This window comes from Streptomyces sp. NPDC058751, assembly GCF_042746485.1.
Lineage (GTDB): Bacteria > Actinomycetota > Actinomycetes > Streptomycetales > Streptomycetaceae > Streptomyces.
This window is the reverse complement of sequence record NZ_JBHYPZ010000002.1, coordinates 238,665-252,440: the sequence shown is the minus strand read 5'-3', so window position 1 is coordinate 252,440 and position 13,776 is coordinate 238,665. Positions and strand designations below refer to the sequence as shown.

At 72.3% G+C, this 13,776-nt stretch carries 11 protein-coding genes and 1 pseudogene; 4 read left to right on the top strand and 8 right to left on the bottom strand.

Translation table 11 applies throughout. The features are described 5' to 3' along the window. Positions 1 to 153: 153 nt before the first annotated feature. Positions 154 to 429: a hypothetical protein gene (locus ACFW6B_RS03260; protein ID WP_386591606.1), complete on the bottom strand. Its 276-nt coding sequence runs from the start codon at positions 427 to 429 to the stop codon at positions 154 to 156. Between the two features lie 292 nt (positions 430 to 721). On the opposite strand from ACFW6B_RS03260, the gene ACFW6B_RS03255 reads away from it, so the two are divergent. Continuing rightward, positions 722 to 2,011, top strand: coding sequence for a cytochrome P450 (locus tag ACFW6B_RS03255; protein ID WP_386591605.1), 1,290 nt, complete (start codon positions 722 to 724; stop codon positions 2,009 to 2,011). A 225-nt stretch (positions 2,012 to 2,236) separates the two neighbouring features. On the opposite strand, the gene ACFW6B_RS03250 is transcribed toward ACFW6B_RS03255, so the two are convergent. The 5 genes from ACFW6B_RS03250 to ACFW6B_RS03230 all read right to left on the bottom strand — a co-directional run bounded on the left by ACFW6B_RS03250 (position 2,237) and on the right by ACFW6B_RS03230 (position 8,499). Next, positions 2,237 to 3,565, bottom strand: coding sequence for an LLM class flavin-dependent oxidoreductase (locus ACFW6B_RS03250; protein ID WP_386591604.1), 1,329 nt, complete (start codon positions 3,563 to 3,565; stop codon positions 2,237 to 2,239). Between the two features lie 38 nt (positions 3,566 to 3,603). After that, positions 3,604 to 4,656: an ABC transporter substrate-binding protein gene (locus ACFW6B_RS03245; RefSeq protein WP_386591603.1), complete on the bottom strand. Its 1,053-nt coding sequence runs from the start codon at positions 4,654 to 4,656 to the stop codon at positions 3,604 to 3,606. Positions 4,657 to 4,710: 54 nt separating this feature from the next. After that, entirely contained in the window at positions 4,711 to 5,442 is a 732-nt protein-coding gene (locus tag ACFW6B_RS03240) for an ABC transporter ATP-binding protein (RefSeq protein ID WP_386591602.1), read from the bottom strand. Further along, a complete protein-coding gene (locus tag ACFW6B_RS03235) occupies positions 5,439 to 6,332 on the bottom strand; it encodes an ABC transporter permease (RefSeq protein ID WP_386591601.1) in 894 nt (297 codons plus the stop codon). The genes ACFW6B_RS03240 and ACFW6B_RS03235 overlap by 4 nt, the downstream gene beginning before the upstream one ends. An 865-nt stretch (positions 6,333 to 7,197) precedes the next feature. Further along, a complete protein-coding gene (locus ACFW6B_RS03230) occupies positions 7,198 to 8,499 on the bottom strand; it encodes an RNA-guided endonuclease InsQ/TnpB family protein (RefSeq protein WP_386591600.1) in 1,302 nt (433 codons plus the stop codon). A 267-nt stretch (positions 8,500 to 8,766) separates the two neighbouring features. Between ACFW6B_RS03230 and ACFW6B_RS03225 the strand changes: the two are divergent. The 3 genes and pseudogenes from ACFW6B_RS03225 to ACFW6B_RS03215 form a co-directional block, all read left to right on the top strand. After that, positions 8,767 to 9,678 (top strand): annotated as a pseudogene (locus ACFW6B_RS03225) (O-acetylhomoserine aminocarboxypropyltransferase/cysteine synthase family protein); the annotation flags it as partial. Then, on the top strand, positions 9,675 to 10,847 hold the full coding sequence (locus ACFW6B_RS03220) for a homoserine O-acetyltransferase (RefSeq protein WP_386591599.1): 1,173 nt from the start codon (positions 9,675 to 9,677) through the stop codon (positions 10,845 to 10,847). The pseudogene ACFW6B_RS03225 and the gene ACFW6B_RS03220, both read left to right, overlap by 4 nt. 219 nt (positions 10,848 to 11,066) lie before the next feature. After that, positions 11,067 to 12,056: an Acg family FMN-binding oxidoreductase gene (locus ACFW6B_RS03215; protein ID WP_386591598.1), complete on the top strand. Its 990-nt coding sequence runs from the start codon at positions 11,067 to 11,069 to the stop codon at positions 12,054 to 12,056. A gap of 41 nt (positions 12,057 to 12,097) precedes the next feature. Here the strand turns inward: ACFW6B_RS03215 and ACFW6B_RS03210 are convergent, their stop codons facing one another. Together ACFW6B_RS03210 and ACFW6B_RS03205 are read right to left on the bottom strand one after the other, a co-directional pair. Then, complete coding sequence (locus ACFW6B_RS03210) at positions 12,098 to 12,541, bottom strand: universal stress protein (RefSeq protein ID WP_386591597.1); 444 nt, start codon at positions 12,539 to 12,541, stop codon at positions 12,098 to 12,100. A 137-nt stretch (positions 12,542 to 12,678) separates the two neighbouring features. Then, positions 12,679 to 13,602 carry a carbamate kinase gene (locus tag ACFW6B_RS03205; protein WP_386591596.1) on the bottom strand — a complete coding sequence of 308 codons (924 nt, stop codon included), beginning with the start codon at positions 13,600 to 13,602 and terminating at the stop codon, positions 12,679 to 12,681. Positions 13,603 to 13,776: the final 174 nt, after the last annotated feature.

The window sequence follows — 13,776 nt, the reverse complement described above, 5'->3', positions numbered from 1 at the left end:
TCTGCGGGCCCGGGGGGGGGGGTCGGGCGTGGCAGTGCTCCGGGGCCCCGGCGACCCCGGGGGGGGGGGGGTTTTGGGGGGGGGGGGCGGGGCCGGGGGGGGGGGGGGGGGGGCCCCCCCGCGACCGGGAGGACCGCGCCGGTGGTGAACCGGTCAGGAGTTGTGCTCCTGGTGGACACCGCACCAGGGGGTGTCCTCGCCCTCCTCGGAGTGGGCGACCACCTCGGGCTCGTCGACGGCGGACTCCTGGTGCACGCCACACCAGGCGACGTTCGAGGCGGCGTGCGCGACCACTTCGGGCTCGTCGACGGCGGACTCCTGGTGGATCCCGCACCAGGCGACGTTCGAGGCGGCGTGCGCGACGACCTCGGGAGTCTCCTCCGCGGGGGTCTCGGTGGTCTCCTCGTTGGGCTCGACGTTCTCGGCCATGATGGTCCTCCATACGACGGGCGTTCGGGACGACGGACGGCAGCGGTGCGCCGACCGGCAGGAAGCTAGGAGGAGGGGGTTCGGCACCGGTTCACGGCCGGTTGGGCCGTGGTGGAGCGCCTGGTGGGGGCACGAGAACGAGCACGAACACGAGCACTGGCACTGGCACTGGCACTAATGGCGCGGCCCGGCCGGCCGCATACCGGAATCGCACCGGGCGCGAACCGGCGGGCAACCGGCTCTTCCTACGCTGACCGCCGCACGCTCCGCGACCGCGAGAGGACGCCTCCGCATGGACACCGAGCCCGTCGTCACGGCAGCCCCTCCCGCCCCGTCGACACCGAGACCGGCACCGGCACCGGCACCGGCACCTGCAGGACGGCAGCGGCTGCCGGAGCCGCTCGGGGCCGAGTTCCTGGCCCGTCCGCAGGAGACGCTGGCCGAGATCCGGGAGACCTGTCCCGTGGCCCGGATCAGGACGCCCGCCGGACGCCCGGCATGGCTGGTGACCCGTGCCGAGGACGTGCGGGCCGGGTTCCTGGACCCGCGCCTCTCCCTGAGCGGCGGCCGTGTCCCCGACCCCGGCGTGCGACGGCGCGCCCTGGACGTGACGCTGGTCAACTACGACCCGCCGGACCACACGCGGATCCGCCGGCTGGCGACACCGGCCCTCACCCCGGCGCGGATGGCCGCCCACCGGGAGCGCATCGAGCGGGCCGCGGGTGAACTCCTCGACGCGGCGGACGCGGCGCGGGGGCAGGGGCCGGTGGAGCTGATGGACGCCTTCGCACGCCCGTTCGCCTTCCGGTCGCTGTGCGAGGTCTTCGAGGTGCGCGAGGAGGAACGGGCCGCGCTGTACGAGCCGGTGGCGCTCCTCGCGGACAAGACGGGCCGCTCCGCCCGGGCCGTCGAGGAGAGCGTGGCCCGGATCGACGCGTTCGTCCGCGGCGAGATGGCCCGCCGCGAGGCCGTTCCCGGGGACGACGTCGTCTCCCGTGTCCTTGCGGCGTGGCACCGACAGGGCGGGGCGACGGAGGACGAGGTCGCCTCACTCCTGGCGATGCTGTTCCTGGCCGGCTTCGACAGCACGGTGCAGGCGATCGGCATGAGCGTGGTGGCGCTGCTCGGCCACCGCGACGTACAGGAGTCCCTGCGGGACGAGCCGTCGCGGATCCCGCGCGCGGTGGACGAGTTGCTGCGCTGGGACACCCCTGGTCCCTTCAGCACCAAGAGGGTGGCGCTCGAGGACGTCCGGTTCGGGGACACGGTCGTTCCGGCGGGCAGCGGGGTCCTGCTCTCCGTGGCCGCGGCCAACCACGACCCGCGCTGCCACGCCGACCCGGGCACGCTGGACCCGGACCGCGGTACCGCCGGCCGCCATCTGACCTTCGGTCTGGGTCCGCACTACTGTCCCGGATCGGCGCTGGCCCGCCTGGAACTCACGGTGGCGCTGACCGCCGTCCTCGGCCGGTGGCGGCGGCTGGAGGCCGCGGTGCCGCTGGGCGGACTGGCATGGGGCGGCGGCTATCTGCACCGCCGCCTGGCGGCACTGCCCGTCCAGCCCGGCGGCGCCCCGGCCTGAGGAACCGGCGCCCCCCTTCGACGCCGGCGAGTCGACCCACGTCCTGGTCTGCCACGAGTTCTCCTGGCAGGGGTACGTGCACACGATCGGGCACAGGACCGTGGACTGCCCGAAGGGCCTCCCCGCGGCGTCCGACGGTCCCCCGCCCGCAGGACGGCACGGGGGACCTCGCGTGCGGCGGGCGGGCGCGGACGGGGCGGGGTGGCCCCGTCCGCGCCGCTGCGGTCAGGCCCGGAACTGGTTCGCCGGTACCGGGAGTCCGTAGTGCTCGCGCAGGGTCGTGCCTTCGTACTCCTCGCGGAACAGCCCCTTGCCGCGCAGGATCGGCAGGACGTGCTCGGCGAACGCCGCGAGGCCCGAGGGCAGTGCGGGTGCCATGATGTTGAATCCGTCGGCGGCACCGCCCTCGAACCAGGCGATGATCGTGTCCGCGACCTGCTCGGGCGTACCGACGAACTCGAAGTGGCCGCGTCCGCCGCCGAGCCGGGAGATGACCTGACGGACCGTGAGCCGTTCGCGGACCGCGAGTTCGATGATCAGGTCGGAACGGCTCTGCGCGCCTTCCAGCTCGGGCCTGGCGAGGATGAAGTCCGGCAGGGGCTCGTCGAGTTCGAAGACCGAGGGATCGGTCTCGAACACGGCGGCGAGCTGGCGCAGTCCGTACTCCGGGACGCGGAGCTCGTCGAACTCCTTCGCCAGGGCGCGGGCCTCCGCCTCGGTCGACCCGATGTACGGGACGATTCCGGGCAGGACGATCACGCCCTCGGGGTCGCGGCCCGCGGCGCGGGTCCGTGCCTTGATGTCGGCGTAGAAGGCGGCCGCGCGCTCGTAGGTCGTGTGGGCGGTGAAGACGGCCTCGGCGTGGCGGGCCGCGAAGTCCTTTCCGTCCTCGGAGGAGCCCGCCTGGACGAGCAGCGGGTAACCCTGCGGCGGGCGCCGCACGTTGAGCGGGCCGGCCACCTTGAAGTACTCGCCCTCGTGGCCGAGCCGGTGCAGCCGCCCGGGGTCGGCGTAGCGCCCGGCGGTCTTGTCCGCGACGACGGCGTCGGACTCCCAGCTGTCCCACAGGGCCTTGGCGACCTTCAGGAACTCGTCGGCGCGGGCGTAGCGTTCGGCGTGGCCGGGCCGGTCGTCGAGGCCGAAGTTGGCGGCCTCGTCCGCTCCTGCCGAGGTGACGATGTTCCAGCCGGCGCGACCGCCGCTGACGTGGTCGACGGAGGCGAGCCGGCGGGCGAGGTTGTAGGGCTCGTTGTAGGTCGAGGAGACGGTCGCGATGAGGCCGATCCGGCTGGTCGCCTGGGACAGGGCGGTCAGCAGGGTGAGCGGTTCGAGCTGGCCCGGCGGCCGGAACTCGCCGGTTCCGACGAGTGCGGGGCCGTCCGCGAGGAACAGCGAGTCGAACTTGGCGCTCTCGGCGAGCTGGGCCAGTTCGATCCAGTGCCCCAGGTCGAAGTCCGCGCGGGGGTTGCTGCGCGGGAGCCGCCACGCCGCCTCGTGGTGGCCCGCTTCCATGAGGAAGGCGTTGAGGTGGAGCCTGCGCTGTGCTGCGGTCATGGGTTCTCTCCTTGGGGTGTCGAGGTGGATGACGGGGCTCAGTCGAAGGTCAGCTCGGAGCTGTCGTAGCCGGCCGGGAGGAGGTTGTCGGTGATCGACTCGACGTCGACCTTCCTGGTGATCTGGCCCGATTCCAGGAAGACGTCCGCGAGCTTCTGCTCCAGCTCTATGTCGGACTCCTCGACCGGGGTCACCCGGTTCGAGTAGGCGGCCAGGGACGCCTTGGCGTCGGCCAGGGGGATGCCCTGTTCCTTCGAGAGCGCCTTCGCGTACTGGTCGGGGTGCTTGATCGCCCAGGCGTATTCGCGGGAGAGCCGCTTCAGGACGTCGGTGAGGGCCGCGCGCTTGGTCCTGTCGTTCAGCGACTTGTCCGTCGCGACGTAGTAGCTGCTCGTCTGGTCGATCGGCGGGAGGCCCTTGACCAGGACCCGCGCGCCGTTCTTGACCGCGATCGCCGACTGCGGGTTCCAGATCGACCAGGCGTCCACCTTGCCGGTGTTGAAGGCCGTCGCGCCGGCCGCCGGGTCGAGGAAGACCAGCTCGGCGTCCTTGGGCCCGAGGCCGACGCTCTTCAGGGCGTTCAGGGCCAGTCCGTGGGCGGAACTGCCCTGCGGGACGGCGATCCGCTTGCCCTTGAGGTCGGCGGCCGTCCTCAGCTTCGATCCCTTCGGCACGATGATGTTCTCGATCGCCTGGTCGGGCGTGAGCGAGCGGTTCACGGCGACGATCTTGAAGCCGTACTCCTTCGCGGCACCGGTGATCGGCGGTACGTCACCGACGCTGCCCAGGTCTATGTCTCCCGACGCCGCCGCCTGTACGAGTGGTGGACCGTAGGTGAAGCGGGCGAACTTCACCTTGTAGGGCGCGTTGTCGAACACGCCGGTGATCTTCGCCAGCTCCTGACTGCCGTCGCCGCCGTTGTCGCCGATGGTGAAGGTGTACTTGCTCCACTCGGGGTGCTTCGCACTGCTCGCGTTGCCGACGTTGCCCAGCGGCGCGGGGGTGTCGGAGGACGATCCGCAGGCGACGAGGGGGCCGGCGAGGGCGAAGGGGGCGACGGCGATGACGATCCTGCTGGTTGCGTTGCGCATGGGATGTCCTGTGCTTTCTGTGCTGGACGGTGGTGTTCGGGAAGGTCGGTGAGGTCAGTGCTGTCCGGCGAGGCCGAGGTCCTCCAGGAGCCGGGCGCGCAGTTCCTCGCGTGCGCCGCCCGCCTCGCGCTCGGCGGCGGAGAGGTGCACCGTGTGCGAGGCGCCGATGCGGCCGTCGTTCATGACGAGGACGCGGTCCGCCAGGGCGATCGCCTCGTCGATGTCGTGGGTGACGAGCAGCATGGCGGCCTGGTGCCGGGTGCGCAGCGCGCGTACGAGGTCGTGCATGCGCAGCCGCGTGATGGCGTCGAGGGCCGCGAACGGCTCGTCGAGCAGGACGAGTTCGGGCTCGGAGACCAGTGCCCTCGCGAGCGACACCCGTTGGGCCTCGCCTCCGGAGAGCTCCTTGGGCCATGCCCTCTCACGGCCGGAGAGTCCGACCTCGGCGAGTACCTCGCGGGCCCGCCGGTCGGCGTCGGGTCCGTGGAGGCCGAGTGTGACGTTGCGCAGGACGCGCTGCCAGGGCAGCAGCCGGTCGGCCTGGAAGACGATCGCCCGCTTCGCGGGAACCTCGACGCGTCCTCCGTCGGGCCGGTCGAGTCCGGCGAGCAGCCGCAGGAGGGTGCTCTTGCCGCAGCCCGAGGGGCCGAGCAGGATCACCAACTCCTCGCTCTCGATGGTGAGATCGAGTCGGTCGAGTACGGTCCGGTCGCCGAACCGCCGGACGACCCGCTCGACGACGACACCGGTCCCGCGGCGGAGACCGGTCGCGACTGTGCTGCTCATGACGCCTCATAACTGGGGCGCCACCGCAGCAGCACCCGCTCGAGAGCCCGGACGAACTGGTCGGCGAGCAGACCGAGGAGCGAGTAGACCACCAGCCCCACGAACACCTGGTTGGTCTGCAGATAGGTCTGTCCCTGGGTGATGAGGAAGCCGAGTCCCTGGTCGGCGTTGACGGTTTCCGCGGCGACGAGGCCCAGGACGCTGTACGCGAGGGAGAAGCGGAGGCCGACCAGGAAGCCCGGCAGGGATCCGGGCACCAGCACGCGCGTCACCAGGCGCCAGGTGCCCGCGCCGGTCGTGCGTGCCATCTCGATCAGCCGCTGGTCGACACCGCGGATCGCGGCGAACAGGTTGAGGTACATGGGGACGCCCGCGCCGAAGGAGATCAGCAGGACCTTCGTGAGCTCGTCGATGCCGAACCACACGATCATCAGGGGCAGCACCGCGAGGAGGGGGATCGTGTTGAGGACCTGTACGACGCCGTTGAACAGGTACTCACCGCTGCGCAGGAGTCCGCCGAGCACTCCGGTGACGATGCCCACCGTCAGACCGAGCGCGAGTCCGAGGCCGGCGCGTTGCAGGGAGATGGCCAGGTCCGGGCCGAGCACTCCCTGCTGCCACAGGTCGACGGCGGACCGCACGATCGAGGTCGGGGCCGGGGCGTAGGTCTTCGTCAGCACCCCGGCCCGGGCGAGCGCCTCCCAGGCGAGGAGGATCGCGACCGGGGTCGTGTAGATGCCCAGCGGCCAGCGCAGCCGCTCGCGGAGTACGGCGAACGGTGTCCGGCGGCGGGCGCCGCGCGGCAGGAACACCTCGCGTTCCCGGGCGCTGTTCGCCGCGGCGTCCCGGCCCTTGAGGACGGCGGGCGCCGGGATACGGATCTCGGTCATGCCGTCACCGTCGGTTGGGCGGTGGTGAGTTCACGGATGGACACGGGCATGAGGAGCCCTTCTCGGGAGGTGGGCGTGCCACGGGGCAATGGGGACGGGGAACGGCGACGACGGATCGGCTCGCGGGCCGAACTGCCGTGAAGGGGAAAGGCGTTGCAGTCACGACACGAAGCCGCGAGCCGACGGTCACACGGGAAGCGCGGCGGGCGGACCGCCCCGCCCGCGGAGCGGACGCCGCTCGCCGGAGCCGAGGGGAGCCGCCTCACCGGCCGCGTCAGCGACCGTGTCACCGGCCGCGGCCGGGCCCATCGCCCACCCGTTGTCCGACGACCGGGACAACCGTGTCGGTCCGCTCGTACGGCCTCCCCGCCCGTACGGGCCCCGCGCCGCGGACGGTTCGGTCCGCGGACGGGAAGGAGAGGTGTGACGTGAGGCCGTGGAAGTGGTCGTTCAGACGCCGGGTGCGGCGATCCCGCGGAACAGCAGCGCGGTACGGGCGGTTCGGTACCGCCTCCGTCAGGTGCGCGCCGTGGGCACGTACCGACGGCTGCCGGGGACGGCTCGTCGGATCAACGACAACAGAAGGCGCTGGCGACGTGCGCCAGATCGATGTGGCGCCGCCGGGTGAGGTCCACGTGCGGGTTCATGGCACGGGAGTTCAGCAGACGTCCGCCACGGCGGTCAAGGAATTCGGGAGGGATCTTGCATGGCGGACACCGAGGGTTTCTCCGTTCGGGACACGGCCGGACCGTCGACCGGAAATCCCCCACCGACACGGAGGACCGACGACAGCGCGTGCACTCCCCTGCGTGAAACACCTCTGTCTGGCTGGTTCATGACGCTCGTGTTTGACATCCTCCCCCTCTTAAAAGAGGGGGATTCCAGCCCGTGTGGGTTGGGGTTCACGGGTGTTCGAGCGGCTGGTGGCCGTTGTCACCCCTCCGGCACCGGCTGTTCGCCGGGGGCGGGGGATCCCGCCCTGTCCTGCCGCGACATTGACTGCTGCGTTGGTGTCCGCGTTGCAGGTGAAGCCGCAGGAGGAACAGACGAACCCGGCTTGGCTCTTGCGCGAGTTCTTGTCGATCCAGCCACAGGCACTGCAGCGCAGACTGGTGTAGGGGGCGGGGACGTCCTCGACCCGGCCCGGGGCCTTGTGCCCGGTGCGTCGCCGCAGCAGGCCCCAGCCCTGGGCGAGGATCGCCCGGTTCAGCCCGGCCTTCTGGGCGACCTTCCGGCCGGGTTCCGCCACGGTGCCCCTGGCCGAGCGGGTCATGTTCTTGATGTTCAGTTTCTCGAACCGCACCAGGTCACAGGTGCGGGCGAGCATCGTGCTGGTCTTCTCGCACCAGTCCCTGCGCCGGTCCGCCTCACGGGCCTTGATACGGGCCGCCTTCGCGTACTCGGCGCTCTTGCGCTCGCTTCCCTTGGGCGCGCGGGCGGCCCGGCGCTGATGTTTGCGGATCCGGGCGCGTTCCCTGACGGTCAGCTGCGGGCAGTTCAGTTTCCGCCCGTCGGAGAGGGCGGCGGTGATGGCCACGCCCCGGTCGATGCCGATGACCTCACCCGTGCCGGGCCCCTCGATCGGTACAGGGATGACGGCGAAGGCGATGTGCCACTGGTTGTTGCGGAAGGTGACGCGGAACGTCTTCGCCTTCGGCAGCCCAGAGCCCTTGCCGTTGCGGCTGAGCCGGAAGCGGACCCAGCCGCAGCCGGGCACCTTCACCCGCGCCCACCTGCGGTTGAGCTTGTGCACCACGACCGAGCGGCCCATGACCTGCTTACCGGTCTTCGCGTTCAGCTTCGGCGAGCCGTCCGCCTCGAACTCCCCGACGCGGTCGGTGCCGATGACACGGAAGCCCTCGTGCACATGCTTCCTGCGCCAGGTCGGCTCACCGAAACCGGAGGCGAACACGGCGTTCTTCGCCGTGGCGAAATCCCTCAGCGCCTGCTGCTGCACATCCGCGTTGCCCGAGGCCAGCCATGCGTTGTCACGCCGGGCCTCGGTGAGCTGACGGCACTGCTCGGCAAAACCGGGCGCCGCCCCGCGGCCCTTGTACCAGTGCGCGTGCTGCTCGACGGCCAGGTTCCACACATACCGGGCGTGCGCGCAGTGGCCGAACATCACGCCCGCCTGCTCGCCCGTCGGGTACATCCGAAACCGTGCCATGACCGTGAACCTAGCCAACGCGTTCCCCGACCGCCCACGCCATCGACCGACATCACCCGTGCGAGTGACCACCCCGGCCACCAACCCAACCGACCACCAGCCAGCCGGCCACCGTCGACTCCGAGTTGCCGCACCCGCTCGAAGCCGGCCTCGCCACCGTCTCTACCGAGAAGCCGAACCGCCCTGGCGGCGATTCGGCTTCCCCTGCCCCGCTCCGCAGGAGGCGGGCATTCACCCCGGCCCCGAAGGACCGGGCACCCTGCCCGAAGCAAGGTGGACGACCCCGACGACGTCGACGCCTGGCGGGCGGCGATCCGGCCGAACACCAAGGCCCTGTTCGCCGAGACGCTGGGCAATCCCCGCGGCAACGTGCTGGACGTACGGGCCGTCGCGGACGTCGCCCACGCCGGGGGCGTGCCGCTGATCGTGGACAACACGGTCCCGACCCCCTATCTGCTGCGGCCCCTCGAGCACGGCGCGGACGTCGTCGTGCACTCGGCGACGAAGTTCCTGGGCGGGCACGGCAACACGATCGCGGGTGTGGTCGTCGACGGCGGCACCTTCGACTTCGGCGCGCACGCGGACCGGTTCCCGGACTTCACCGAGCCGGACCCGAGCTACCACGGCCTCCGGTACTGGCCGGCCCTCGGCCCGGGCGCCTTCGCGGTCAAGCTGCGGGTGCAGCTCCTGCGCGACCTCGGTCCGGCGCTCTCCCCGCACTCCGCGTTCCTGCTGCTGCAGGGCGTGGAGACGCTGAGCCTGCGCATCGAGCGGCACTCCGCGAACGCCCGGGCACTGGCCGAGTGGCTGGAGGGGCGTGACGAGGTCGCCGCCGTCCACTACCCGGGACTGGAGTCCAGCAGGTGGTACGACGCGGGGCTCAAGTACCTGCCGCGCGGCGCCGGTGCCGTCGTCTCCTTCGAGCTGCGGGACGGGGTGGAGGCGGGCAAGCGGTTCGTGGACGCGGTCGAGCTGTTCAGCCACCTCGCCAACATCGGCGACGTACGCAGCCTGATCATCCATCCCGCGTCCACCACCCACAGCCAGCTGGACGACGAGCAGTTGGCGGCGACCGGCGCCTCGCCCGGCCTGGTGCGCCTGTCGGTCGGCATCGAGAACCTCGCCGACCTCAAGGCGGACCTGGAGGCGGGCTTCCGGGCGGCCAAGGAAGCCTCTTGAACACCATATTGACGCTCCATCAGGAATCCCTCCCGCCGGCCACCGGGGCCTGGCGGGAGGGGGACCCGCCGGGACGTCGTCAGTGGTACAGCCACGAGACGCCCCTTCCGCTGGAGGCGGGCGGTGAACTGCCGGGCGTGCGGATCGCGTTCGAGACGTGGGGGCGGCTCGCGCCGGACGCCTCCAACGCCGTCCTCGTCCTGCACGCCCTCACCGGCGACAGTCACGTCGCCGGTCCGGCGGGGCCTGGGCACCCCACCCCCGGCTGGTGGGACGGCCTCGTCGGACCGGGACGCGCCCTGGACCCGGAACGCTGGTTCGTCGTGGCCCCGAACGTCCTCGGCGGCTGCCAGGGCAGTACCGGGCCGTCGTCGCCCGGGCCCGGCGGGCGCCGCTGGGGCGGTGACTTCCCCTTCCTGACACAGCGGGACCAGGTGGCGGCCGAGGCCGGCCTGGCCGACGCCCTCGGCATCGAGCGCTGGGCCCTGGTGATCGGCGGTTCGATGGGCGGGATGAGGGCCCTGGAATGGGCCGTGTCGCGTCCCGGGCGCACCGGTGCGCTCCTGCTGCTCGCCACGGCCGCGTCGGCGAGCGCCGAACAGATCGCCTGGGCCGGCATCCAGCTGCACGCCATCCGCTCCGACCGGAACTGGCTCGGCGGCCATTACCACGAGACCGGCGGCGGCCCGCACGCCGGACTCGGGCTGGCCCGGCGGATCGCCCACGTCACCTACCGCAGCGAGCCGGAACTCCACGTCCGGTTCGGCCGTGAGCCCCAGGGCGCGGAGGACCCCTGGAGCGGCGGCCGGTACCAGGTCGAGTCCTACCTCGGCCATCACGCCGCCAAGCTGGTGAACCGCTTCGACGCGGGCAGCTACGTCGTGCTGTCGGAGGCCATGAACAGCCACGACATCGGCCGGGGCCGAGGGGGCGTGCGCGCGGCCCTGCGCCGGGTGACCGCCCGCACCCTCGTGGCCGGGGTCGGCTCCGACCGCCTCTACCCGCCGGCCCAGCAGGCGGAACTGGCGGCGGGCATCTCCACCGCGGACGGTCTCCGGCTGATCGATTCGCCCCACGGCCACGACGGCTTCCTCATCGAGGTGGAACAGGTCGCCGCGCTCGTGGGCGAACTCCTCCCGCGGACGGAGGCCGGACCGAAGAGAACATGACCGTCCGCTCGCGCACCGGCACCGGCCGACCGGTCCCGGCGCGCAGGGAGGGTCGGCCGGTCCCCGCTTCCGGGACCAATGGCCCTGCCGACCGGCGCTCCGGAGGCCTTCCATGGAATCGGCGGCGGCACTTCTCCACGCCACCGCAGGCCAGGAGGCGACCCGCCCTCCACCATGGTCGAAGGGACGGAACGAGGAGTCGCGCGGAAGGAAAGCACCGTGAACGCAGAACCGCTTGATGTGAACACCATCAAGGCGCTCGTAGCGGACGCCACCGCCGCGCCCTCGCTGCACAACGCGCAGCCCTGGGCGTTCCGCTGTCTGCGGGACACGGGCGTCGTACGGCTGTACGCCGACCTGGAGCGCGCGCTCCCGCACACCGATCCGGACAACCGCGGCCTGCTCCTGGGGTGCGGGGCCGCGTTGTTCAACCTGCGCGTGGCCGCCGCGGCGGCCGGGCTGGCGTCGGACGTCCGGCTGCTGCCCGATCCCGCCTCCGCCGAGTTCCTCGCCGAGGTGCGTCTGTCCGGCGCGGAGCCGGCCGACGGCGCACTCGCCCGGCTGGCCCCCGCCATCCCGCGCCGCCACTCCAGCCGCTTTCCCTACCGTGACGAGGAGGTCCCCGCCACCACCAGGGAACGGCTGTCCGAGGCGGCCCGGCTCGAGGGCGCGGACCTGTTCTTCCCCGACGCCTGGCACGTGCGGTCGGTCCTCGAACTGGTCCAGGACGCCGAGGGCACGGAAGCGCTCGACCCCGAGGTGCACGAGGAGACGGTCCGCTGGACGCACACGGAGCCGACGGCCGCCGACGGGGCGGCGGACGGTATCCCGGGCGAGGCGTTCGGACCGCGGCAACGCGGCACGTCGGTCCCCGTGCGCGACTTCGCCGCCGGCCGTCCGGTGCCCGGGCGGGGCTGGGCGCACTTCGAGGAGAACCCGAACATCGCCCTGCTCGGAACGGCCCGTGACGAGCCCGTGGACTGGCTGCGTGCCGGTCAGGCGATGGAGCGGGTCCTGCTCCGGGCGACCGCGGACGGACTGGTCGCCTCCCTCACGTCCCAGCCGCTGCAGTGGCCGGACACCCGGTGGGCCGTCCGAGACCCCGTCTCCGCCATGGCGAACGTGCAGATGGTGATCCGGCTCGGCTACGGTCCCGAGGGCCAGGCGAGCCCACGGCGGCCGGTGGCCGAGGTGCTCGACGTCCTCTGACGCCTTCCCCCGGCCGTGTCACCGCGGCCTCGCGGCCCGGGTCACTCCTTCGTGGTACGTACGATCACGACCGGGCAGGTCGCGTGCTGCGCCACGTGCTGGCTGACGGACCCGAGCAGGGCGCTCGCGAACCCGCCCCTGCCCCGGCTGCCCACCACCAGGACCTCGGCTCCCTCGGCGGCCCGCAGCAGCACGCCGCTGGTGTTGCCGTGCACCAGGTGGGTGCGGACCGAGTCCGTCGCGCCGGGACCCAGCACTTCGGCCATCTCGGCCTGCATGCGCCTTCGTGACTCCTCCTCGTCGACGTCCATGTCCACGACAGGACCCGACCATCCGTACAGGCCCGGCAGGTCCCACACCGCGACCGCGTCCACGACGCCCCCGATCAGGCCCGCGTAGTGCAGCGCCCAGCGCAGGGCCTCGTACGAGGACGGCGACCCGTCGATCCCCACCACCACCCGCCGCTCGGAGACATCCTCGTCCATGCGTCTCGCCTCTCCTCGTCCGTCGCCCGCCCGCCTGACCGGTCCGGCTCTGGTTCCTACGGTGGGGGACCCGTCGCCGTACCGCCAGAAATGAGCTTCCGGGGGTGTGAGGGGCGTGCGCCGTGGACGCGGGATGCTCAGAAGACGGGCAGGTCGGGGCGGACGAGTGTGCCCGAGGTCCCGTGGACGATCTCGTACGCCGCGTCCAGGGCGCCGATCGCGGCCAGTCCCCCGGTGCGTTCGACGAACCGGGCCGCCGCCTCCGTCTTGGGGCCCATCGAGCCCTCGGGGAAGCCGCCGCGGCGCAGTTCGACGGGGGTGGCGCCGAGGACGGGCTCCTGGCCGGGAGTGCCGTAGCCGGTGTAGACGCAGGGCACGTCGGTGAGGATGAGCAGGAAGTCGGCCTTCACGTCCTCGGCGAGCAGGGCGGCCGTGAGGTCCTTGTCGACGACGGCCTCCACCCCGGTGAGCGCGCCGGTGTCGGGGTCGGCGGTGACGGGTACGCCTCCGCCGCCCGCGCAGACGACGATCGAGCCGCCGTCGAGGAGTTCGTGGACGGTCTCGGTCTCCAGGATCCGTTCGGGCGCCGGTGAGGGGACGACGCGGCGCCAGCCGGTGGCGTCGGCGGCGACGTGCCAGCCGCGTCTGCGGGCGAGCGCGGCCGCCATGTCGTGGGGATACACCTGGCCGACGAACTTCGTGGGGTGCTCGAAGGCCGGGTCGTCGGACCGGACGACGGTGTGCGTGACCAGCGCGGCCGTCCGGCGTCCCGGCAGGGCGTCGTGCAGACCGCGCGCGAGCAGGGAGCCGATCATGCCCTGGGTCTGCGCGCCTAGCAGGTCGAGCGGGTAGGGGGCGCTCAGGGACGGATCGGCGGCGCTCTCGGTGGCGAGCAGGCCGATCTGGGGGCCGTTGCCGTGGGTGACGACGATCTCGTGGTCGCGGGCGAGGGCGGCGATCGCGTTGACGACGCGGTCGATGTTGGCCGCCTGGACCGCCGCGTCGGGCCGGTCTCCGCGGCGCAGCAGGGCGTTGCCGCCGAGAGCGATGACGATACGCATGCCTCAGTCCTCCGGGATGACCTCGTTGGTGTGCGCCCGGCGCGGGAGCGTCGGCCCGAAAGGCGCCCCCGCGCTGTCTCCCGGGGTCCTGGGCATGGCCGCACTCCTTCCGCGGGTCGCTTCGCGTGATCCGGTCCTGACACGATTCTTTCGCGGTGGCGGCGACCGTGTTCA